Below are 22,449 nucleotides of genomic sequence, written 5' to 3' on the forward strand. Positions count from 1 at the left end.
ACTCTTTAAAGGAATGGCTGCTTCCAAGCCAACCTCCTGGCTGTCAAAGCAAGTGGACCTCCTTTGTTCAACTTAGTCCGAATTTAGGGACCTTAGCGGATGGTCTGGGTTCTTTCCCTCTCGGCCTGGGACCTTAGCACCCCAGGCCTCACTGCCGGCTATATTACTAGGCATTCGGAGTTCGTCAGGATTCGGTAGGCTGTGACACCCCCTAGTCCTATCGGTAGCTCTACCTCCTAGTAACTCCACGCCGACGCTGTACCTAAATACATTTCGGGGAGTACGAGCTATTTCTCAGTTTGATTGGCCTTTCACCCCTACCCACAAGTCATCCAAATCCTTTTCAACGGAAACTGGTTCGGCCCTCCAGTTGGTGTTACCCAACCTTCAGCCTGCTCATGGGTAGCTCACAAAGTTTCGCGTCTACCCCCTCTGACTCTGCGCCCTATTCAGACTCGCTTTCGCTGCGGCTCCAGGCGTCAACGCCTTTAACCTTGCCAGAGAGGAGTAACTCGTAGGCTCATTATGCAAAAGGCACGCGATCAGGCCACTAAAGCCCTCTCACTGCTTGTAAGCACACGGTTTCAGGTTCTTTTCACTCCGGTATTCCCGGTTCTTTTCACCTTTCCCTCACGGTACTAGTTCACTATCGGTCTCTCAGGAGTATGTAGCCTTAGCGGATGGTGCCGCTGGATTCGGACAGGGTGTCTCCGGCCCCGCCCTACTCAGGAGTCCTCTACTGTACCCTACTCGCTCGCTTACCGGACTCTCACCGTCTCTGGTTGGCCTTCCCATGCCATTCAGCTAAAGTAGAATAATCAGATGCTGAGGTCCTACAACCCCGCGGTGGCCGTAACCACCCCGGTTTGGGCTCCTCCCCGTTCGCTCGCCACTACTAGGGGAATCATTAGTTATTTTCTGTTCCTGCGGGTACTTAGATGTTTCAGTTCCCCGCGTTTGCCTCTACCCTCTAGTAAGAAGATAGATCCTTGGGCTTCACCCAAGGGGGTTGCCCCATTCGGATATGCCCGGATCACCTCGTATGTGCCAATCCCCGGACCTTTTCGCAGCTTATCACGTCCTTCCTCGCCTCTGAGAGCCTAGGCATCCCCCGTGTGCTCTTGTCTGTTTCTCTTGGCGGGCTACCCACTACCCGTGCCCGAAAGCAGGAGCAGCAAGCAGCCACTGTACGGGCGTGGCCACCAGACCACGCACTCCGCCCTTCTTACTCGTATTGCCTTTATGTCAAAGAACGTATGATGCTCCATTTGAGCAACAATGGGAGATAGACTAGTTATTCTAGACCATTCCAAGAATCATCCACCCAGCACATCCGCTCAATCAGCAGTTATGTTGTAGTGGAGGATAACGGATTCGAACCGTTGACCCCCTGCGTGCAAGGCAGGTGCTCTAGCCAGCTGAGCTAATCCCCCGGTTGATTCATGTCTAACCTTACGCCAGACAGAGTGGGCCTGCGTGGACTCGAACCACGGACCTCTACATTATCAGTGTAGCGCTCTAACCACCTGAGCTACAAGCCCGGGTCGACTTTCGTCGAATCCGAAAAAACGTTGAATAGCCAGAAAAAGACGCATGGGTGGGGGGCGCTGGCGAGCGGGACTCGTGGTCCCCACGCGCTCCAGAAAGGAGGTGATCCAGCCGCACCTTCCGGTACGGCTACCTTGTTACGACTTAGCCCCAGTTACCTGTTCTACCCTAACCGGCTTCTGTGACGAGCACCGGCTTCAGGTCTACCAGACTTCCATGGCTTGACGGGCGGTGTGTACAAGGCCCGGGAACGTATTCACCGCGTCATGGCTGATACGCGATTACTAGTGATTCCAGCTTCACGAAGTCGAGTTGCAGACTTCGATCCGAACTGAGAACGGTTTTTTGAGATTGGCATCTGGTCACCCAGTAGCAACCCGCTGTACCGCCCATTGTAGCACGTGTGTAGCCCTAGGCGTAAGGGCCATGATGACCTGACGTCGTCCCCGCCTTCCTCACTGCTTGCGCAGGCAGTCTGTCTAGAGTCCCCGCCTTGACGCGCTGGCAACTAAACATAGGGGTTGCGCTCGTTGCGGGACTTAACCCAACACCTCACGGCACGAGCTGACGACGGCCATGCAGCACCTTGCTTTGTGTCCCGAAGGAAAGGCCCATCTCTGAGCCGGTCACGCGCATTCTAGCCTAGGTAAGGTTCCTCGCGTATCATCGAATTAAACCACATGCTCCACCACTTGTGCGGGCCCCCGTCAATTCCTTTGAGTTTCACCCTTGCGGGCGTACTCCCCAGGTGGGATACTTACCGCTTTCGCTAAGCCAGTGACCGTCTGTCGCCACCAGCGAGTATCCATCGTTTACGGCGTGGACTACCAGGGTATCTAATCCTGTTCGCTCCCCACGCTTTCGTGCCTCAGCGTCAGTACCAGCCTAGTCAGCTGCCTTCGCAATCGGGGTTCTAGACGGTATCTATGCATTTCACCGCTACACCGTCTATTCCGCCAACCTCGTCTGGACTCAAGCCCGCCAGTATCCAGGGCAGTTCCACTGTTGAGCAGTGGGCTTTCACCCCGGACTTAACAAGCCGCCTACGCACCCTTTAAACCCAATAAATCCGGACAACGCTTGCACCCTCCGTATTACCGCGGCTGCTGGCACGGAGTTAGCCGGTGCTTATTCACCAGGTACCGTCAGTGTAGGACGCATCCCACTTTTTCTTCCCTGGCAAAAGCCGTTTACAACCCAGAAGGCCTTCTTCCGGCACGCGGCATGGCTGGGTCAGCCTCTCGGCCATTGCCCAATATTCCCTACTGCTGCCTCCCGTAGGAGTCTGGCCCGTATCTCAGTGCCAGTGTGGGGGATCACCCTCTCAGGTCCCCTAAGCATCGTCGCCTTGGTGGGCCTTTACCCCGCCAACTAGCTAATGCTACGCAACCCCATCCGTGACCAATAAATCTTTAACTACCAAAAGATGCCTCTCGATAGTCTTATGCGGTATTAATCCGCCTTTCGGCGGGCTATCCCCCAGTCACGGGCAGGTTGGTTACGCGTTACGCACCCGTGCGCCACTAATGCATTGCTGCATCCGTTCGACTTGCATGTATTAGGCCTGCCGCTAGCGTTCATCCTGAGCCAGGATCAAACTCTCCATTGTAGAAAATCCTGTTCGCTGCTGCTTCAGCAGCAGCCGTGTCTTCTGCGGTGGGTACCCCCCGCCCCGGTCCAGCTTATGGCCAGAGCCCGGACGCAGCGCCCCACGCGCCAGTTCCAAACCGCCCACCCGCAGGTGGGCAGCCCTTACCCAATTGTCTTTTCCAGCTATTCAAAGAACGTCTATCCCCTCCCTACCGGAGAAGATCCAGTGGCTTAGCGACCCTAAGCCTTTCTGCTATCATTCATTACTACTTTCCCGCCTCCGAGCGAAGCGGGCTGCAAAACTACACCTTCCTGCCGCTTCCCCGCAAGCCCCAAGCAAAACTTTTTTTGCTCGCCGGCCCGTCGCGTCTCCCCGTGCAGGCCCGGTGCTTTGGGGAGGCAAAGGTACCAACCCACTAGCTCTTTTCCAAGTTCCCACTCACAGAAAGTCTTACTCTCTTTCCGCTAGCAGACTAACCCAGGATCGGTTTTTGCCAATCGACCTAGCCTACGAGCTCAGCTGCCAGTTGGCTTTTACCAGGAACTATCTACCCGTTGTTTCCCGCTTCCAATCGAAACGGGCTGCAAAGATACACTCACTCCATCAACTCATGCAAGCACTAGCCTAACTTTTTTTCTAGCGGCCCAGCGCGGCCGACCGCCTCCGACTGAAACGGGCTGCAAAGATATGCTTTCGAGCCGTAGTAACACAAGCTCCCCCTAAACAACTTTTTTATCAACTCCCTCTGGTACCAAGGCCCTGGGGGCGGCAGGGTGGCTAACTGCTTGGACCTTGTTTCCGCTCCAAAATCCTGCTGGAGTTTGCCTTGGGGCATCTATAGACTAGGCCGACAATTACTTATACTTATAAGAAAAGCTTGGTTCTGGCACAGAAAAGGCTCCTGCACTTTGCAGGAGCCTTTTCTGTATTCAATCATCAATCTATTCATGGACGGTGGGACTCTATATATTGCTGTACCTCGCGGATGCTGGACTGGAATTGGAAGACATCGTACACACGGTAAAAATTCTGACGGTCGGCGACGCGGGTGTACAGGTATTTAGCTAACTCGATGCGGTTGCGGTCAAACGATATGGTGCTCACTAGACGGCGGGCGTCATCAGCGGGAAGGCTGGTTTCGTGGAGTGCTTCGCGAATGAGGGCTAGCTTGTTGTCGTCGAAAGATTGACGTTGGACGGTTTGCAGTAGCTCGTCGGCCTCTTGCGGAGACAGTATATACGAGTGGGCGGGATAAGCTGGCTCATTGCCGTACGGGCCTTGGTCAGGGTAGTGGGTGTCATAGTCAGGGCTGGGGCGTGACGGACGAACGGGGGGATATGGGCCACGGGGCCCACCGTAGTAGCCGCCCCGCTGAATGGGCATAGCCGATATTTTCCGTAGCTCAGGCGGAAACCCATTACGGGTTAGTAGAACATAGCTTGTTTCCAAACCAGGATCTAAAAAAATCTTTGTGCGGTAATTGATATTTCGGCCGTAGGAAACGGGAATAACGAATTCTGCCCAGTGCAAACCGGGTCGTAGACGATCAAGGCGGACCTGGCGAGTGCCCCCTGGAGTCAGGGGGTATCCATCAATGCTGAGATAAAAAGGAATGCCACGCTCAGAGGAGAAGTTGACAACTGCTGGGGCGGCCTGGAGCGCATTGCTCAGCAGTAAGCATAGACTAACGCAGAAAAGAAGTGCCTTTTTCATAACGGACAAAGCTTAATCGAGCACCAAGTTGCTCGGCTGGATTTAGCCAAGTTCTATGCCAAGTTGCGAGTCGGATGAGCTGCCAGGATAGGCGTGGATTCCGTTGGGAGAACAGACGCTCTTATTCTCCAGAAAGCACAAGTCCGCCGCGCTAGCTAGCGCGGCGGACTTGTGCTTTTTGTGAGGAAACGGCTTCTACTCGCTAATCTTGGTCACTTTGAACTCAGTACGGCGGTTGCGCTGGTATTCGTCTTCTGTTTTGGCATTTTTAAGTACCGGGCGAGTTTCACCGTAACCGCGGGCCGTGATGCGGGACGGAGTAATACCCTTCGATATAATGTATGCAACGGCTGATTCGGCGCGGCGCTGTGAGAGCTGCTGGTTGTAGGCTTCCTTACCCCGCGAGTCGGTATGGGAGCTAAGCTCGATGGTGATGTTGGGGTTGTCGTTAAGTGTTTGTACCAGCTTATCGAGCTCCACGGCCGCGTCGGGGCGGATATTAGCTTTGTCGTAGTCGTAGAAGATGTTTTCGACTACAATAGCTTTGTTCTTAACGATGGGCGCGAGCGTCAGGGTCACAGGGACCTTCACCTCGTTCATCTCATTGGGCAGTTCCGACTGCGGCGGCCGGCGGCCCACGGTGCTCAGGGCGTTGCGAGCCGTAAAATAGCCTGGGCGGTCGGCTATCAGCGAGTAAGTGGTAGCCGCAGTATCGAGCCGGATGCTGAATTTACCGGCGGGGTCGGTGGTAACTTCCTGAAGCTTGCGGCCTTTGCTGTCAAAAAGCACCACATTTTCGTTGGCGAGAGGTGCAGTTCTGCCCGTTTTATCGTTGCGCTCCACCACGGTGCCATCGACAATGAAAGTGACCAGCTTCAGCAGGTTTTCGCGGAACAGATACAGGTCGTCGGAGCCTTTGCCACCGGCCCGATTGGAGGAGAATACGCCCGTCTTCTGCTCAGTGAAAAAAGGAGCGAAGTCGTCGCCGGGGCTGTTGATGGGTACGCCGAGGTTGACCACTTTGCCTTTTTCGACTTTAAACAAATCGAGCTTGCCCAGGCCGGGGTGGCCGTCGGAGGAGAAGTACAACTGGCCGCCGGGCGAAATAGCGGGGAAACTTTCATTGCCAGCCGTATTGATTTGGTCGCCGAGGTTTTCAGGCGCAGAGAAACGGCCGGGGCTTTCCATGGTAGCCTTATACAGGTCGGTGCCACCGAGGCCGCCCTTCCGCGACGAGGCGAAATAGAGGGTTTGTCCATCGGGGGAGAATACCGGGGAGAAGTCGTCGGCGGTGCGGCTGTTGAGGCCACGCACCAGCTCGGGCTCGGTCCAAGCGCCGCCGCGCAGGTAGGATACAAACAGATCCACGCTCAGAAAACCGTCTTTTGCCTGCTTCTTGGAACCGTCGTTGGAGCGGGCAAACACCATCATCTTGCCATCGGGCGAGTAGGTGGCGCTGGCCTCGTGCTTGTTGTCGGAGTTGAAGATGGGCTCCAGTTTGCGAACCGTGCCGCCGGTGAGCTGCTTGTCGTCCTCGAACTTGATGGCGTACAGGTCGTTAAATCCTTCGCCGTTGCCGGGATACATCTTGCCTTCCCGTCCCGAGGCAAATACCAGCTCCTTGGTATCGGGCATGCGCGTGGCGCCGAAATCAGAAGATGGAGAGTTGATCTGGTCCAGGGGCTGCACTTTGTTGTTGGTGCTGGCCGTAAGCAGGGTGGTGGCTACGCGGGCGTTTTTGGCCTCCACGGCGGCCCGCTCAGCCAAGGTTCGGTTGCTGCCGCTTTCGGCGTACCGCTCAAACTGGGCAGCAGCTTCCTCGGTTTTGCCAGCGGCTTTTAGCGCCTGGGCGTAGTAGAAGCCAGCGTCGGCGCTTTTCACTTTAGCATCCAAGGCCACTTTGTAAAAGGGCTCAGCCAGCTCAATACGGTTCGACAGCCGGTACGACTCGGCAATGCGGAAGTTGGGCAGGGCTGTTTGCTTGCCCTTGGCCACATCCTTCTTATATAAAGCAATGGCAGCTTCGTATTCGCCGCGGGCAAAGCGCTTATCGGCTTTGCTGAGGCCGCCGGTGGTGGCGCATCCGCTGAGCAGAGCTGCTGCGCCCAAGGTGGCGCCTAGTATAGCATAGGGTTTCATAACGACGTCGGGAAAAGGAAGGGGTACGGCCCTACAACGGAAAACACCGTTCGGGGGGTAAGTATACTAAGATTAACCAGGTTCGGAAGCAAGATGAGGCACCGGCGTGCCCGTGGGCTGGAAGTAGCGGGCCAGCCACGTGCGCCCAGCCGGAGCGGGCCAAACGGTTTGCAGCTGCCCGTGTTGGCTGATGGTGTTGTCGAAATACGGCGTTTCGGGCCCAATGAGCCCCGTGGCTACGGCCTCGCGCAACTGGCGCCGGTCGAGCAGGCGCACCTCCTCCCCTAGCAGAAAGGCTAGCCGGGATTTTTCGAGCAGTTCCACGCCCAGCTGTTCCTCCAGGCTATGCACAAACCGCACTGAGGCGTCGATGGAGCAGCCACTAGCGTCGGCCACGGCTTCGTCGAGGCCAATGACGAGGAACTGCTGATGCAGCACCGCCGCTGATGCCGCTAGCGTGCGGCCGTGGCTGGTCCATTCCTCAGCGAAGCGCTGAAGCAGCGGCTCAATGGAGGCCTGCTCAGTGACGGTAAGCGGACGGCTGGCTTGGTAGATCCATATCCGAGCTGAGGCCGGCAGCTGATTAAAAGGAGTGTACATAAACTTAAAATGCTGGAACTGCTAGCCCCCATCGTAGCCGGGGCAGCTTCTTATTCCCACAAAGAAACAGCCCCGCCGAGAAGTTCCGGCGGGGCTGTCTAACAATTCATTTTTAATGATCTACTTTCACTTTAGGCATTGATGCCTTCGGCCGAGGCAATCAGCTCGGCTAGGTCAAACACCTGCACGTCCGATTCCCGCTCTTTGTTTTTCACGCCGTCGGCCATCATGGTCATGCAGAAGGGACAGGCCACGGCAATAACGCTGCCGCCGCGGTTGGAGCCGGCGGGCAGCGGTGGGGCAGTGCTTTCCACGCCGCGCAGGTTCAGGAGCACGTCGGCGTCGCCGTCGAGCGTGGCCAGGGCTTCTTCGGTCCGTTCGATGTTGATGTCTTTTTTGCCGGGTTCGGGCTCTTTCCACATCTGGGCGCCGCCGGCCCCGCAGCAGAGGCCGTTGGCCTTGCTACGCTTCATTTCCAGCAGGTCGGCATCTAAAGCCTCCAGGACGGCGCGCGGAGCTTCGTAGATGTCGTTGGCGCGTCCCAGGTAGCAGGAGTCGTGGAAGGTAATGCGGCGGCCCTTGAACGACTCGCCCCCCTCGGCTTTCACGCGGCCCTCGTTGATGAGCTGCTGCAAAAAGGTGCTGTGGTGGATGACCTCGTACTCGCCGCCGAGGGCCGGATATTCGTTTTTGATGGTATTGAAGCAGTGCGGGCAGGCTGTTACCACCTTCTTGATGCCGTAGCCATTGAACGTGGTAATGTTCTGCATGGCTTGCATCTGAAACAGGAACTCGTTGCCGGCCCGCTTGGCTGGGTCGCCGGTGCAGGTTTCTTCCATGCCCAGCACGGCGTATTTCACGCCTACGTGCTCCAGGATGCGCACAAAAGCCCGCGTCACGCGCTTGTACCGGTCGTCGAAGGCGCCGGCGCAGCCGACCCAGAACAGCACTTCCGGCGTTTCACCCCGCGCGGCCAGGTCGGCCATCATCGGGACGTTGATTTGACGTTTTTCCATTAGGGACTTGGGGTCTTAGGGGCTTAGGGTCTTAGATGCAGACCGACAGAGGGCAGCCCCATTTCACTGGTTAGATATGTCTTCTTTGCTTCACAATCAGGCAAAAGCTAGGCTGAGGATTGGGGAGGATGCTTGATCTAAGTCCCCAAGCCCCTAAGTTCCTAAGCCCCTTTCTCCGTCACGTACAGGTCGTCGGCCCAATTGAACCGGTCGGAGGGCGAGAAGGCCCAGGGGGCGCCGTTGTTTTCGATGTTGGAGAACATGACGTTCAGGGAGTTAGGCGCGGCCGACTCTTCCAGCACCAGGAAGCGGCGCATTTCCACGATGCTTTCCAGCGGGTTGATGTTAACGGGGCAGGCCTCGACGCAGGCATTGCAGGTGGTGCAGGCCCACAGCTCCTCGGGCGTCACGTAGCCGCGCAGCAGGGTGTGGTTTTCCCGGTCAAGCTGCTCCTGGGTGCCGTGCTTGGCCTCTTGCCCATACAGGTTGGGGCTGAAAATCAGCGGCGAGTTATACTTCTCCTCCACCCGGTCGCGGGTGTCCATCATAATTTTGCGGGGCGAGAGAAGCTTGCCGGTCAGGTTGGCCGGGCACACGGCCGTGCAGCGCCCGCACTCGGTGCAGGAGTACGCGTTAAGCAGGTTGGTCCAGGCCAGGTCGTCCACGTCTTTGGCGCCGAACGGTGTGGGTGCGGCAGCCGAGCCGTCAGGGGCAGTGGCCGGGGCGGGCACCTGGTAGCTGGGGTCCATCATGGCCTTCACCTCGTGGGTGATGCTGTCCACGTTCGAGAACTGCCCCTGCGGCACCAGCCGCGAGAAGTACACGTTCGGGAAAGCCATGATGATGTGGAAGTGCTTGGAGCTGGGCAGGTAGTTCAGAAACAGCAGGATACCCACAATGTGCGCCCACCAGCCCACGCGCTCCAGCACGTGCAGAGCCGTGAGATTATCGGGAAACAGGCCGGTGAGCAGGCTGCTGATCGGGAAAGTGCCCGGCATGTCGAGGTCTTGCAGCTGGTGCCACTTCAGGTCGGCGGTGTTCATGGTAAACAGAGCCGTCATCAGCACCACTTCAATGTAGAGGATAACGTTGGCATCGAGCCGGGGCCAGGCGCGCATCTCGGGGCCCGTAAAGCGGCGGACACCCTGCACGTTGCGCCGCCACCACAGGGCTACCACGGCCAGAATAACCAGGGCGCCGAGGATTTCATTGGTCGCCATGAGCACGTCGTACACCGGCCCGAGAAACTGCAGGAACCGGTGCGTGCCAAACAGGCCATCCACCAGTATTTCAATCAGCTCGACGTTGATAACCAAGAAGCCAACGTACACAATCAGGTGCAGCACGGCCGGCGTGAGACGCTTGAACATTTTCTGCTGCCCGAAAGCTACCAGCAGGGTTTTCCAGAGCCGCTCCGACACGTGGCCGCTCATGTCCCGGTCGCGCCCCACCTGAATGTTGGCCCTGATCTTTCGGACCTGCCAGGCAAACAGGCCGAAGCCAGCCACTGCCACCAGCAGGAATAAAATGTTTTGGATAGAGAAATGCACAGGAAAGGGTAGGTTTGGGTTTAGGCCGAAATATACTCGGTATGCATAACACTTTACGCGTTTTTCCGTGGAAAGATTTTTTGGCCGAAAGTCTTGCGGGTTGATTCTGGTTTGCTACTTTTGTGCTCCCCAATAGCCACAAGGCCTTTTCAGGGGAACTTGACAAGCTGGTAATGTAGCTCAGTTGGTAGAGCACAGCACTGAAAATGCTGGTGTCGTTGGTTCGATTCCAACCATTACCACTTCTTAACCTGAACAGCCCCCGTAAGTTTGACTTACGGGGGCTGTTTGCTTTGGTGCGGGCCATACTGCCTTCCTGCGGTTCGCAGTACGGGCTATTTGTGCTGGGTCAGGAAGATTACGTTTATACAAACACTGCTATACCCTATTGCTAAGCAGGCTGGAAGTCAGTAACTAGGCAACTCCAACACTACGTCTACTACTTTCTTTCCCAACTGCGTATGATGTCTTACTCTTCCCACGCCGAACGAATACCGACCACCATCTACCCCGACTCGGAGCAGGCCTCCGTGGCGGTGGCTCGTCAGATTGCCGGCCTTATCCGGCAGCGCAATGCCGACGGCCAGCCCTGCGTGCTGGGCCTGGCTACGGGCTCCACGCCCACCCGCCTCTACGAAGAGCTGGTACGCCTGCACCAGGAGGAGGGGCTAAGCTTTCAGCGCGTCATCACCTTCAACCTCGACGAATACTACCCCATGCAGCCCGACTCGCTGCAGAGCTACGTGCGGTTTATGCACGAGTATTTGTTTGACCATATCGACATCCGGCCCGAAAACGTGCACATTCCGGATGGCACCGTGCCCAAGGAAGCCGTGGCCGATTTTTGCCGCCGGTATGAAGAGCAGATTCGGGAGGCTGGTGGCATTGACTTGCAGGTGCTTGGCATTGGCCGCACGGGCCACATTGGCTTCAATGAGCCGGGCTCGGGGGCCACGTCGCGCACCCGTTTGATTACGCTCGACCACATTACCCGCACCGACGCCGCTTCTGACTTCTACGGGGAAGAACACGTGCCGCGCCGCGCCATTACGATGGGCGTAGGCACTATTCTGGAGGCCCGCGAGGTGGTGCTGCTGGCCTGGGGCGAAGGCAAGGCCGCCGTGGTGAAGCGCATGGTGGAAGGCGAGCCAACCGACTCGGTGCCGGCTACCTACCTGCAGCGCCACCCCCGTGTGCAGGTGGTACTCGATGAAGCCGCCGGGGCCGAGCTGACGCGGATAAAAACGCCCTGGCTGGTGGGAGAGGCCAGCAACTGGCACGACGAGGCCGTGGTGCGCCGGGCCGTGACCTGGCTGGGCCGGCAGCTGCAAAAGCCCATCCTGAAGCTCACCGACGAAGATTACAACGAAAACGGCCTCTCCGACTTGCTGGCTGAGTCAGGCCAGGGCTTGGCGTATACCATCAACATTCGGGTGTTCAACCAGCTCCAGCGCACCATTACGGGCTGGCCCGGCGGCAAACCCAACGCCGACGACTCCAGCCGCCCGGAGCGGGCCACGCCCTTTCCCAAGCGGGTGCTCATCTTCAGTCCCCACCCCGACGACGACGTTATTTCAATGGGTGGCACGCTGCTGCGCCTCGTCGACCAAGGGCATGAGGTGCATGTGGCTTACCAGACCTCGGGCAATATTGCCGTGTTTGATGACGAGGCCATCCGCTTTGCCGAGTTTGTAGCCGACTACGACGAGGCGTTTCGGCTGGACGAGGAGCCGGCCGAGTCGTTGTACCGGCGCGTGGTGAATGCGCTGAAAAATAAGGCTCCCGGCCAGGTCGACTCGCCCGAGGTGCAGCAGATTAAAGGGTTGATTCGGCGGGGTGAAGCCAAGGCTGCCTGCCGTTACGCCGGCATCCCCGACGAAAACGTGCACTTCCAGGACCTGCCCTTCTACGAAACGGGCCGGGTGCGCAAAAAGCCCTTGGGGGAGGACGACGTTCGCCTGACCATAGAGTTGCTGGAGCGGGTGCAGCCCCACCAGGTGTACGCCGCCGGTGACCTGAGCGACCCGCACGGCACGCACCGCGTTTGTTTGTCGGCTATTTTCCAGGCTATTCAGCGCTTGAAGGCGCAGGGTGCGGCTTGGCTATCGGACTGCCGGGTGTGGCTGTACCGCGGGGCCTGGCAGGAGTGGGACGTGCACCAGATTGAAATGGCCGTGCCCCTGAGCCCCCAGGAGCTGACGCGCAAGCGCCGCGCTATTTTCAAGCACCAGTCGCAAAAGGACCGGCCGCTGTTCCCAGGAGCCGACCAGCGCGAGTTCTGGCAGCGGGCCGAGGAGCGCAACCGCACCACCGCCCAACTCTACGACCAGCTCGGCCTACCCGAGTACGAAGCCATTGAGGCCTTCGTACGGTGGCATTTCTGAGCTTTCTTCCCAGCCCCACAATTATTCGCTATGTGGTGATTTAATAGAGGCGGGAGGGTAAAAGTCTGAGAGTGCCTTTTGATACAAGAGCCGCTATGATTTTATAGCGGCTTTTGTATTTGCTGTCTTCTTCAACAGCCTCAGAAACTAATATTTAGTACATTTTGATACTATTACAGATTATTTTTATACGGTGAAGCATTTTTATTCAACCAAATTACTTCTAATTAAGTAGGATAATGCACTTTCCTGCCATATTTGATGACCGGGCGTTAGTTGACGCTAATTAAGCTGCCTTCTTGATGAAGTACACTCTACTCCAGCAGTTGCTTCCACTGCTCGAAGAATACGAGAGTCGCACGGGCGACACAGCCGAAAGCACGCCCGCTGACTTTGCCGCTTGGCTGCAACAGCACAAAAGCACCGCGGCCGCTCCTGCTTCCTTGGCTGCTACCCCCAACCCCGGCCCCACATTGCCAGCTGGTGCCCGAGTAACGCCCGACCAGCACGAAACGGCCGAGTCGCTTATCACCAAGCTGCTCACGTTTGTATACCGCTACGTGCGCGGCTACGCCCGGCAGGCCCTGGCCGGCACACCCCTGGTCAGCTTCGACGACTTCACGTACCTGATGACCTTGTACACGGCAGGGCCCCAAACCAAGTCGGAGCTGATGGCGCGCAACATCCACGAAAAGGCCACCGGCACCGAAATCATCCGGCGTTTGCAGCGCAACCTGTTCCTGACCGAAGAGCCCCACGCCACCGACCGGCGCAGCAAGCTACTGCGCATCACCAAAGCCGGCCAGGCCATGCTGTTTCGGGTGCTGGGGCCCATGAGCCAGGTGGCCGAAATGGCCGCCGGCAACCTCACGCCCGCCGAGCGGCAGCAGCTGGTACTGCTGCTGCACAAGCTCGACGCCTTCCACTACGACATCTTCGCGGGCAGCCGCCCCACCTCCTTCGAGGCGCTAGTCATGACCTTTTTTCAAAACGCCGCCGGCGGTAAGCCCTCTAACCGCCCCCAGCTCACCCCCGACACCCTTCTGGGCAGCCGCTGACGTGTGCGCTGGCTGCCCAGAAGGGCTACGGGCAGGTTTGCCGGCGCTGCTCGGCGGCGTATTGGTAGCCCATGAGCACAGCCCGGCGAAAAAACTCGCAGGCCTCCGTCGTATCTCCTTCCTTTTGCGCCACCCGGCCCAGCAAAAAATAGGTTTGCCCGCTGTGCGGAGCCAGGATTAAGGCTTGCCAGTAGTCGGCGCGGGCGGCGCGCAGGTCGCCGAGCTTGTAGCGGGCCAGGCCGCGGTAGAGCAGCAGCCGAGCGGCCACAGCCGTTGGAGCCCCACGCGTGTGGCGCAAGCCAGCCGTAAAGCTGGCATTGGCCTGAGCATAGCGCAGCTGTTTAAATAGTTGCCCCTCCCCTAGCAGCAGCCAGGCCCGCGCCTGCGTGGAATCGAGGTGCACTGCCTGGCGCAGCACGGCCCGCGCCGAATCGGACTGATGCAAAGCCCGAAAACTCTGGCCCAGACGGGTAAGCAGGCCGGCCTGGGCTCGGGCGTCGGTGGTGTGGCGCAGCGCGGCCCGATAATCGACGACAGCAGCTTTGGGGTTCTGATAGGCCAGCTGCTCGATTTCGGCGCGGCGGCGCAGGGCATTAGTGTAGTCGGGCTTGAAGTGGAGGGCTTCGGAGAAAAAGCTGTGCGCGGCGCTCCACTGGTGGCGGCGGTAAGCCTCCAGCCCCCGCTCGTAGTTGCTCACGGCCGTGACGTGGTACATGGTGACGCGCACAGCCACCACAAACAGAATAATTCCGCCAATCAGCAGCAGAATAAAGCGCAGGTCGCGGCGCGTAAACTTGGGGCGCTGGCGCGGAATGGTGCGGTAGTGCCGCTCCCGGGACCCCGCCGGCGGACGGGTGCGCAGCGGGGCGGGCGGCGGCATGGGCACGCCGTACACGTGCTGCGACTGTTGCCGGAACTGCTGCTGGCGAAGCTGGGCTTCGGCCCGGCGCGCTGCCGCCTGCAACTGGTAGTCGTACTGGGCGCGGCGGCCAGGGTCGCCAAGGATGTGGTAGGCCGCTGCCACGGCCTTGAACAGCTCTTCGTAGCGCGTGTTGCCGCCGTGCTTATCGGGGTGGTACTGCACTGCCAGCCGCTTGTACGCCACCTTGATTTCGTGGGCGGAGGCCGTCATCGACACACCCAATACGTGGTAATGATTCTGGCTCAACTTGCAGGCGTATAAGGTAAAAGTACGGCAATTTTCAGACACGCCGCCGTCTTTTCCGTATGAAGGGGCTACCCGAAAAGACCGCCGTCGAGCGGCTTTTTTCGGGGGTCAGAAGCTGTAACATCCTTTCCTGCAAATCTTCTCCCGCGTATGGCCCTCTTCACCACCGACGACGACGACACGACCAAAACGCCCCGCACCGACAACCTCATGGGCAACCTGATGGGCTACCTCGACACGCGCATCGACTTGGTGCGCCTCGAAGCCCAGGAGAAAGTAAAAACCGCTTTCGTGGGCACCGTGCATGGGGTGGCGCTGGCTCTGATTGGCCTGTTGTTTTTTGTGTTCCTGAATTTATTTGTTGCGCTGCTGCTTAACGATGCCCTCGACAGCCCGTTCTGGGGCTTTGGTATCGTGGCGGGCTTCTACCTGCTGCTGCTTATCATCTTCGTGGTGGGTGTCGACAAAAAGCTGTTTCAGGGGCTGGCCGACAAGCTGCTCAACAACACCATCTACAAATCTGATAAACGCCAAGCTCAAGCTTAAGTATTCGTATGGCTGACCTGCACAACCCCCTGTTCGAAGACGAAAAAGAGTTTCTGGAGCATCAGAAGCTGGAATATGAGCGTGCCTTGCTGGGCGAAGTCGAAGAAATCAAGGCTAAGTCCCAGGAAATCGGCAAGTACGTAGCTATTGGAGCCGGCGTGCTGGGCGGCATCTGGCTGCTGAGAAAGGCCTTCGGCGGAAAAAAAAAGCACGAGTTGAACGGCCACGACGACCACGATAACCGCGCCCGTAGCCGCCATTATCTACAGAACGCGCCGCGCCGCTACCCGTACGAGGTCGAATCAGAGACGGTCGATGACCTGGATTTTGGCGCTGGTCGCCATCAGTACGACCGAGGCCGCACGCACACTTCTTCAGCTTTCGATTCCGACCCGTTCCAGCCGCAAAGCTATTCGGCGGAGTCACGCGAAGGCAATTACCCGATTATAACACAGCGGCACAACACGTCGGTGGAAGAGTCTTCTCTCCTGCATGATTTTCTACAGTCCAACACAGGCAAGATGCTGGTAGCGCAGGCATCGGCGGTGCTGCTGGCCTTTGCGGCGAAAAAAGCCGGGGAGTATTTTCCAATGCTTAAAAATCCCGACCTTGCGTCTTCGCCATCCGGCACGGTTTCGGCGGAGCCCGAAACCAAGGACATAGAATTTACTTTCCACGACGACGCGGATGCGCCTTCCCAGCCTCTACGAAGCTCTGAGCAAACGCCGGATGCGCGGCCAGAAGTCACTGGCCATTCTGCTTGACCCAGACAACCTCGACGAAGCAGGCTGCCGACATGTGCTGGCGCTGGCGGATAAACACCCCGTAGATTACTTTTTTGTGGGCGGCAGCTTGGTGACAACCGATCATCAGGCTGCCCTCATTCGTTTATTGAAGAGCCTCTCGGCGGTGCCGGTGCTGCTGTTCCCGAGCCACAGCCTGCACCTCGACGCCCACGCCGACGGCATCTTGCTCCTGTCCCTGATTTCGGGCCGTAACCCCGATTTCTTGATTGGGCAGCACGTCATTGCGGCGCCTCGGTTGCGGGAAAGCAACCTGCAAATCCTGCCCACCGGCTATATGCTGGTCGATACGGGCCGCCAAACCACAGCCAGCTACGTTAGCGGCACCACGCCCCTCCCGCACGACAAGCCCAGTATTGCGGCCTGCACGGCCATGGCGGGCGAGCAGCTGGGCCTGCGGCTGATGTACTTGGACGGCGGCAGCGGCGCCCTGTACCCCGTAGCGCCAGCTATGATTCGGGCGGTGCGCCAAGCTGTGGAAGTGCCGCTCATCGTGGGTGGCGGCATCAACACGGTCGAAAAAGCCCAGGCCGCCCTCACCGCTGGCGCCGACGTCATCGTAGTAGGCAACCAGGTAGAAAAGTCCCCCGATTTCTTGGCTGACATGTCCAAGCTGATCCACAGCTTCAACCAGACCACGAATAAGGACGAATATTCGGATGGATTGAACGGGCGCAGCCACTCATTCGCCTAACGCTGGCAGCATAACATACAGCACCTAGGAAAAAGGCCCCGAAAGTCAGGGCCTTTTTGCTCGAATATGTATTTGCTCGAATAGGTAGAAGAAGCATGCTGGACTGTTCATCAGAAAATCCACCATCCGCTTAATCCGTCTACTTATCCGTTCTTATCTGTGGTAGTTAGATGTTCATGGCCGATTCGCGGCGGCGCATCTTGCCGGCCGGGATGCCGAACATCATCTTGAAGCGGCGGCAGAAGTAGGCGGTGTCTTTGTAGCCCACTTCTTTGCCAATGTCGCGGATGCTTTTCTTGGTAGTGCGGAGCAGGAACACGGCCCGTTCCATGCGCTGATACTCGATGTAATCCTGGGGGTTGATGCCGGTCAGCATTTTGAAGTACTGGCCCACGTAGTCCTCGCTTACGTTAGCCACGCCCGATAGGACTTTGTTCGACAGGTCGCCGCCGATGTTCTCCTTGATGTAGTTGAACAAGTCGATGAGACGCGGGTCCTTGAAGTAGGTGCTATTGGTGGCCAGCTGCTCCACAAACATTTTGTTCTTCAAAATGTAGCGCACAATCTCCACCACAATGTTTTCGGTGTAGATGGTGATGAGCCGCTCCCGGCCGGGCAGGTCCTGGAGGCTTTCCTCCACCACCTTAATCACCAGATTAGCCAGCTTAGAATTGCCCGTGATAAGAAAGGCCGGCACGTCCAGCGACGCGAAGAAGTTGACCGAATCAAACACCTTCGCCTCGAAGCTCACAAACGAGTGGCTTTCCTCGGCGTCGCCAATCAGGTCGAGGTCGGTGTTGGAATGGAAGAACTTGTCTTTGTTGGTAATAAGGTCGTCGTTGGTGATGCTTTTGGGGGACGGCTCACCGTAGGTGACCTTGGTAGCCCGGCCGCCGGGGATGAACAGCATTTCCCCCTCTTCCACCACCTGGTCTTCGTCGCCAAAGGAGATGCGACCCTTGTGGAGTAAAATCAGGTTGTTGCCTACGTCGTAGGAGTTCTTCACAGTGAAAGGCTGCTGCAGAACCAGGTTTTTCGCTTTGATGTACCGAACACCGAGCGACTCGATGACTTTATTGTAATCTTCCATCTTCGGACGGGTGATGAGGAAACGTGATTGGTGCCAGAAAAATAGCACCATAGACTTGACTAATGCAAAACAACATATAAAAATTCACAAAACACAAAACCCAACCAAAAAATGGCTGGGTTTTGTGCAACATATCTGAATTTAGGGCAAACAGGGCCTTATTTGAGGATTTCCCGCGAGATTACAATTTTCTGAATCTCCGAAGTTCCCTCGTAAATCTGCGTGATTTTGGCGTCGCGCATGAGGCGCTCCACGTGGAACTCCTTCACGAAGCCGTAACCACCGTGCACCTGAACAGCCTCCACGGAAGTTTCCATGGCTATTCTGGAAGCAAACAGCTTGGCCATAGCCCCCGATTTGGCGTAGTCCTGGTGCATATCCTTGTCGTAGGCGGCTTGCAGGCACAGCAGGCGGGCAGCGTCGATGTTGGTAGCCATGTCAGCCAGCTTGAACTGAATAGCCTGGTGCTGGGAAATCGGCACCCCGAAGGCTTTGCGCTCCTTGGCATACTTGAGAGCCAGCTCATACGAACCCGATGCAATGCCCAGCGCCTGCGCGGCAATGCCGATGCGGCCGCCGGCCAGCACCTGCATAGCAAACTTGAAGCCGAAGCCGTCTTCACCGATGCGGTTCTCCTTGGGCACTTTCACGTCGTTGAACATCAGCGAGTGCGTGTCGGAGCCCCGGATGCCCAGCTTGTTTTCTTTCGGGCCCACTACGAAGCCGGGCGTGTCGCGCTCCACAATAATGGCGTTGATGCCGCGGTGCTTCAGCTCGGGGTTGGTTTGGGCAATAACGATGTAGACCGAGGCCGACGAGCCGTTGGTAATCCAGTTCTTGGTGCCGTTGATGAGGTAATGGTCACCTTTGTCTTCGGCCGTAGTACGCTGCATGGTGGCGTCGGAGCCGGCTTCGGGCTCGGAAAGGCAGAAGGCGCCGATGATTTCGCCGGAGGTCAGGCCGGGCAGGTACTTCCGCTTCTGCTCCTCGGTGCCGTACTTCTCCAGGCCCCAACAAACCAGCGAGTTATTCACCGACATAATGACCGAGCAGGAGGCATCCACCTTGCTGATTTCCTCCATGGCCAGCACGTAGCTCACCGTGTCCATACCGCCGCCGCCGTACTCGGGGCTCACCATCATGCCCATAAAGCCCAGCTCGCCCATCTTCTTGATTTGCTCGGCGGGAAACTTCTGGTGCTCGTCGCGTTCAATCACGCCGGCCCACAGCTCACTCTGGGCAAATTCACGGGCAGCGTCGCGCACGGCCAGCTGCTCCTCAGTGAGTTGGAAAATAGACGATTGGGTGGAGGTCAGCATACGCAGCAATGGCCCGACGGCCTGAAAATGAGGGGGTGTGGTGGGAATTAGGCCACGAATTTACGGCAGTTTCGGCAGATAGAATAGCCGCCACGGTTATTCTCCGCCGACCCTGGCGTGGCTCTGCTACAACACGTATCCGGCCGTAGAGTTTCACTTGAGGAGGCCAGCCCTTGCAAAAACAAAACCGCCACCCTGGCAGACCAGAGCGGCGGCGAAAAAGCAGCATGCGCGACAGGACGTGGAAGCTGTTGGAGTAGAGCTACTGGATTGGTTGACCGGTAGAGAGACGCTGCAACAGCTCCCGCCAACCGCTTCTTACTCGCGGCGGCGACCCATGAGCAAGGTGGCGTAGTAGAACAAGGTAGCCAGGGAGCCCAGGGCCGCCACCACGTAGGTCATAGCAGCCCACCACAGCGCGTCTTTCGCCATGGCGTGCTCCTGGGGCGTCACAATGCCGCGCTTGTCAATCCAGGCCAAGGCTCGCTTAGAAGCGTCGAACTCCACAGGCAGGGTCACGAAGCTGAACAGCGTGGTAAGCGCAAAGAAGGCCACGCCAATGCCGAGCGGCAGGGGGGTGGTGTTCAGCATGAGCACCCCGATAAACAGTAGAATGGGCATGAACTTGGACACGGCGCTCAGGGCCGGTACCATGGCCGAGCGGAATTGCAAAGCCGAGTAAGCGGTGGCGTGCTGCACGGCGTGCCCGCACTCGTGGGCGGCTACGGCAGCCGCAGCGGCGCTGCGCTCGGCGTACACGGCCTCGCTCAGGTTTACGGTTTTATCGGCGGGGTTATAGTGGTCAGTCAGGCGGCCTTCGGTGCTGATAACGCGCACGTCGGTGATGCCGTGGTCGGCCAGCATTAGCTCGGCAATCTGCTTGCCTGACAAGTTAGCCCGCAACCCAACCTGGGAGTACTGCTCAAACTTGCTTTGCAGGCGGCGCTGAATCAGCCAGCTGGCCAGCATGGTCAGCAGGACAATGATATACGCGGGATTCATATGATACATGGTGCGTGAGTGGATGAGAAGATGAACACTGGCCCAGCCGCCGCAGCCCGTACCAGAGCCCTTGCGTGGCTCTTCTACTCAGGCACCCGGCGCCTAGCCCAGCTGCCGGATACGCTCCACAATGCGCGTAGTGCTGTAACCGGCAACGAGTGGTACGGTCAAGACCTGCCCGCCGTTTTGTAACACCACCTCGTGGCCCACAATTCCGCTGATTTGGTAGTCGTCGCCCTTCACCAGGATGTCGGGCAGCACGGCCTGAATCAGGGCCAGCGGGGTCGGTTCGTTGAACAGTACCACGGCATCCACAAACAAAAGGGAGGCCAACACCCGCGCCCGTGACACTTCGTCTTGCAGGGGCCGGCCGGGCTTGAGGCAGCTCACCGAGGCGTCCGTGTTCAGCCCCACCACGAGGCGCTGCCCCAGGTGCCGGGCCTTTTCCAGGTAGTCCACGTGGCCCAGATGCAGCAGGTCGAAGCAGCCGTTGGTAAACACCACTTGTTCCCCCGCCGCCTTCCAGCCCGCCACCACCGGCAGCAGTTCTTCCAGGGTCAGAATTTTCTCTTTACTCCACATGGTTTAGAAGTGAGACGGTGAGACATGAGAGGCGAGACTTTGTTCTGCTAACAATACCATGAACGTAGTTAGGACGTAGTCTCATGCCTCACTTCTACTCTCTCACCTCTACTCCGGGCTACGCGGCCCGACTTCATCATGCTGGCTACGAAGCTGATGCCACCCATCAGGACCACCAATAGGGTTTGGGAGCCGTGCACGACCAGGGCGTAGGCAATGCCAGCCTCCTTGCCGATGCCGTAGACCAGCAGCGTGCTTTGCACCATAAGGTGAAAGGCCCCGATGCCGCCTTGCACGGGGGCTGCCATGCCGAAGGCGCCGAAGGTAAGAACGGCCAAGGCGGCACCCACACCCAGGCCCTGGGTTTCGGGGAAGGCGAAAAACGCCAGGTAATCCATCAGGTAGTATACCAGCCAGGTAAAGGCCGTGTGCAGCAGAAACAGGCCCGGCCGGCGCAGCTTGCGGATGCTGAAGACGCCCTCCAGCAGCCCCCGCACAAACGTTTCGAGGCGGTTAAAGAAAGCCCGCTGGCGTAGCCGCTCCAGGTTGCGGTACAGCAGATAGCCGAACAGCGCCGCCAGCAGCAGCAGCAGCCCGGCGGCCGTAAGCAGCAGGCCTTGGTGGGCAGCCAGGGAGTTGTAGCGGTCCGAAAACAGGCTGACAACAAAGGCCCAGAACTTGTGAAAGTCGAGCAGCAGCGTAGCGCCCAGCAGCCCGGCCAGCACCAATAGGTCGATGACCCGCTCCGTAATGACGGCTCCCAGCGCCACCTGCACCGGCACGCCCGCCGTGCGGCGCAGCACCGAACACCGAATGACCTCGCCCATGCGCGGCAGCACTAGGTTGGCGAGGTAGCCCACCATCATGGCGTGGTACACGTCCCAGTAGCCCGGCCGCAGGCGGCTGGCTTCCAGCTGCATCTGCCAACGGTGGGCGCGGCTGAAGTACCCCAGCGCCGACAGCACCATGGTCAGCACCAGCCAGGAGTAGTTGGCCTCGCGCATGTAGCGCCCAATCAGGCTCAGGTCTTGCCCCCGCAGCGCGTACCACATCAGCACCCCGGACAAGGCCAGCAGCAGCGCGTACTTGGCAACAGTAAGCAGTTGTTTCACAAATAATTTTTAGTGCACCAGCTGCCCACAGCTAGCCTTAGTAAGTATCAGCCCCGGCCCCGGCGGGCTACACCAAGCGGTTGTGCTGGTCCGGGAATACAAGCGTGGGCTTGTGGCTGCGCGCTTCGGCAAAGTCGATCAGGGCGTAGGAGAAGATAATGACGATGTCGCCGACGGCTACGCGCCGGGCGGCCGGGCCGTTGAGGCAAATCATGCCCGAGCCCCGTTCGCCGCGGATGGTGTAGGTTTCAAACCGCTCCCCGTTGTTGACGTTTACGATGGTCACTTTCTCGTTTTCCACCATGTTGGCCGCGTCCAGCAAGTTTTCATCAATGGTGATGCTGCCCACATAGTGCAGCTCCGCCTGCGTGACTTTGGCCCGATGAATCTTCGACTTAAGAACCTCGATATGCATGAGTGGGTGATGCGCGTGTTTGAGGCGGCAAAGATATAGAATCGGGAGAGGTGAGTAGTGGGGGGCTTAGGAACTTAGGGGCTTGGGAACTTAGATTAGTTTTTCCGTCGCTTTGGAGC

Annotated in this window: 17 protein-coding genes, 3 tRNA genes and 2 rRNA genes (1 of these 22 running past the window's edge); 6 read left to right on the forward strand and 16 right to left on the reverse strand. The window is 58.2% G+C overall.

What is annotated here, in order from left to right:
• The 9 genes from OIS53_RS14365 to OIS53_RS14405 form a co-directional block, all read right to left on the reverse strand.
• Positions 1 to 1,135, reverse strand: a 23S ribosomal RNA gene (locus OIS53_RS14365) (it extends 1,780 nt beyond the left edge of the window).
• Between the two features lie 224 nt (positions 1,136 to 1,359).
• Positions 1,360 to 1,433: transfer RNA gene (locus OIS53_RS14370), tRNA-Ala, on the reverse strand.
• 34 nt (positions 1,434 to 1,467) lie between these two features.
• Positions 1,468 to 1,541 (reverse strand) — tRNA-Ile (locus tag OIS53_RS14375).
• 102 nt (positions 1,542 to 1,643) lie between these two features.
• Positions 1,644 to 3,157 (reverse strand): 16S ribosomal RNA (locus OIS53_RS14380).
• Together the 16S and 23S rRNA genes with 2 tRNA genes alongside form the textbook arrangement of a ribosomal RNA operon.
• A 927-nt stretch (positions 3,158 to 4,084) precedes the next feature.
• Positions 4,085 to 4,852 carry a DUF4476 domain-containing protein gene (locus OIS53_RS14385; RefSeq protein WP_264679264.1) on the reverse strand — a complete coding sequence of 256 codons (768 nt, stop codon included), beginning with the start codon at positions 4,850 to 4,852 and terminating at the stop codon, positions 4,085 to 4,087.
• Between the two features lie 195 nt (positions 4,853 to 5,047).
• The gene (locus OIS53_RS14390; protein WP_264679265.1) at positions 5,048 to 6,991 is read right to left on the reverse strand and encodes an OmpA family protein; all 1,944 of its coding nucleotides are present in this window, start codon (positions 6,989 to 6,991) and stop codon (positions 5,048 to 5,050) included.
• 72 nt (positions 6,992 to 7,063) lie between these two features.
• Positions 7,064 to 7,591: a hypothetical protein gene (locus OIS53_RS14395; protein WP_264679266.1), complete on the reverse strand. Its 528-nt coding sequence runs from the start codon at positions 7,589 to 7,591 to the stop codon at positions 7,064 to 7,066.
• 131 nt (positions 7,592 to 7,722) lie between these two features.
• Positions 7,723 to 8,577: a (Fe-S)-binding protein gene (locus OIS53_RS14400; protein WP_264682365.1), complete on the reverse strand. Its 855-nt coding sequence runs from the start codon at positions 8,575 to 8,577 to the stop codon at positions 7,723 to 7,725.
• A gap of 191 nt (positions 8,578 to 8,768) precedes the next feature.
• The gene (locus OIS53_RS14405; RefSeq protein WP_264679267.1) at positions 8,769 to 10,157 is read right to left on the reverse strand and encodes a 4Fe-4S dicluster domain-containing protein; all 1,389 of its coding nucleotides are present in this window, start codon (positions 10,155 to 10,157) and stop codon (positions 8,769 to 8,771) included.
• Between the two features lie 169 nt (positions 10,158 to 10,326).
• Between OIS53_RS14405 and OIS53_RS14410 the strand changes: the two genes are divergently transcribed.
• The 3 genes from OIS53_RS14410 to OIS53_RS14420 all read left to right on the forward strand — a co-directional run bounded on the left by OIS53_RS14410 (position 10,327) and on the right by OIS53_RS14420 (position 13,599).
• Positions 10,327 to 10,399, forward strand: a tRNA-Phe gene (locus tag OIS53_RS14410).
• Between the two features lie 222 nt (positions 10,400 to 10,621).
• Positions 10,622 to 12,541 (forward strand): glucosamine-6-phosphate deaminase, encoded by a 1,920-nt coding sequence (gene nagB / locus OIS53_RS14415; protein ID WP_264679268.1) that lies wholly within the window; start codon positions 10,622 to 10,624, stop codon positions 12,539 to 12,541.
• Positions 12,542 to 12,843: 302 nt separating this feature from the next.
• Positions 12,844 to 13,599: a MarR family winged helix-turn-helix transcriptional regulator gene (locus tag OIS53_RS14420; RefSeq protein WP_264679269.1), complete on the forward strand. Its 756-nt coding sequence runs from the start codon at positions 12,844 to 12,846 to the stop codon at positions 13,597 to 13,599.
• Between the two features lie 25 nt (positions 13,600 to 13,624).
• Here the strand turns inward: OIS53_RS14420 and OIS53_RS14425 are convergent, their stop codons facing one another.
• The gene (locus OIS53_RS14425) at positions 13,625 to 14,767 is read right to left on the reverse strand and encodes a J domain-containing protein (RefSeq protein ID WP_264679270.1); all 1,143 of its coding nucleotides are present in this window, start codon (positions 14,765 to 14,767) and stop codon (positions 13,625 to 13,627) included.
• A 150-nt stretch (positions 14,768 to 14,917) separates the two neighbouring features.
• On the opposite strand from OIS53_RS14425, the gene OIS53_RS14430 reads away from it, so the two are divergent.
• From OIS53_RS14430 to OIS53_RS14440, 3 genes are read left to right on the forward strand one after another with little or no spacing between them, the layout of a single operon-like run.
• The gene (locus OIS53_RS14430) at positions 14,918 to 15,313 is read left to right on the forward strand and encodes a phage holin family protein (protein WP_264679271.1); all 396 of its coding nucleotides are present in this window, start codon (positions 14,918 to 14,920) and stop codon (positions 15,311 to 15,313) included.
• Between the two features lie 8 nt (positions 15,314 to 15,321).
• Positions 15,322 to 16,077, forward strand: a complete 756-nt coding sequence (locus OIS53_RS14435) for a hypothetical protein (RefSeq protein ID WP_264679272.1) — start codon at positions 15,322 to 15,324, stop codon at positions 16,075 to 16,077.
• Positions 16,001 to 16,810, forward strand: coding sequence for a geranylgeranylglyceryl/heptaprenylglyceryl phosphate synthase (locus OIS53_RS14440; RefSeq protein ID WP_264679273.1), 810 nt, complete (start codon positions 16,001 to 16,003; stop codon positions 16,808 to 16,810). Before OIS53_RS14435 ends, OIS53_RS14440 begins: the two co-directional genes overlap by 77 nt.
• Positions 16,811 to 16,976: 166 nt before the next feature.
• Here OIS53_RS14440 and OIS53_RS14445 read toward each other — a convergent pair whose 3' ends face one another.
• From OIS53_RS14445 to panD, 6 genes are all read right to left on the reverse strand, one after another.
• On the reverse strand, positions 16,977 to 17,900 hold the full coding sequence (locus tag OIS53_RS14445; protein ID WP_264679274.1) for a helix-turn-helix domain-containing protein: 924 nt from the start codon (positions 17,898 to 17,900) through the stop codon (positions 16,977 to 16,979).
• Positions 17,901 to 18,058: 158 nt separating this feature from the next.
• Entirely contained in the window at positions 18,059 to 19,219 is a 1,161-nt protein-coding gene (locus tag OIS53_RS14450; RefSeq protein ID WP_264679275.1) for an acyl-CoA dehydrogenase, read from the reverse strand.
• A gap of 318 nt (positions 19,220 to 19,537) precedes the next feature.
• Complete coding sequence (locus OIS53_RS14455; RefSeq protein ID WP_264679276.1) at positions 19,538 to 20,221, reverse strand: zinc metallopeptidase; 684 nt, start codon at positions 20,219 to 20,221, stop codon at positions 19,538 to 19,540.
• 102 nt (positions 20,222 to 20,323) lie between these two features.
• Positions 20,324 to 20,803, reverse strand: a complete 480-nt coding sequence (gene rfaE2 / locus OIS53_RS14460) for a D-glycero-beta-D-manno-heptose 1-phosphate adenylyltransferase (RefSeq protein WP_264679277.1) — start codon at positions 20,801 to 20,803, stop codon at positions 20,324 to 20,326.
• Between the two features lie 68 nt (positions 20,804 to 20,871).
• On the reverse strand, positions 20,872 to 21,915 hold the full coding sequence (locus OIS53_RS14465) for a lysylphosphatidylglycerol synthase transmembrane domain-containing protein (RefSeq protein ID WP_264679278.1): 1,044 nt from the start codon (positions 21,913 to 21,915) through the stop codon (positions 20,872 to 20,874).
• Positions 21,916 to 21,982: 67 nt separating this feature from the next.
• On the reverse strand, positions 21,983 to 22,330 hold the full coding sequence (panD, locus tag OIS53_RS14470) for an aspartate 1-decarboxylase (RefSeq protein ID WP_264679279.1): 348 nt from the start codon (positions 22,328 to 22,330) through the stop codon (positions 21,983 to 21,985).
• Positions 22,331 to 22,449: the final 119 nt, after the last annotated feature.

This window comes from Hymenobacter sp. YIM 151500-1, assembly GCF_025979885.1.
Classification (GTDB): Bacteria; Bacteroidota; Bacteroidia; order Cytophagales; family Hymenobacteraceae; genus Hymenobacter.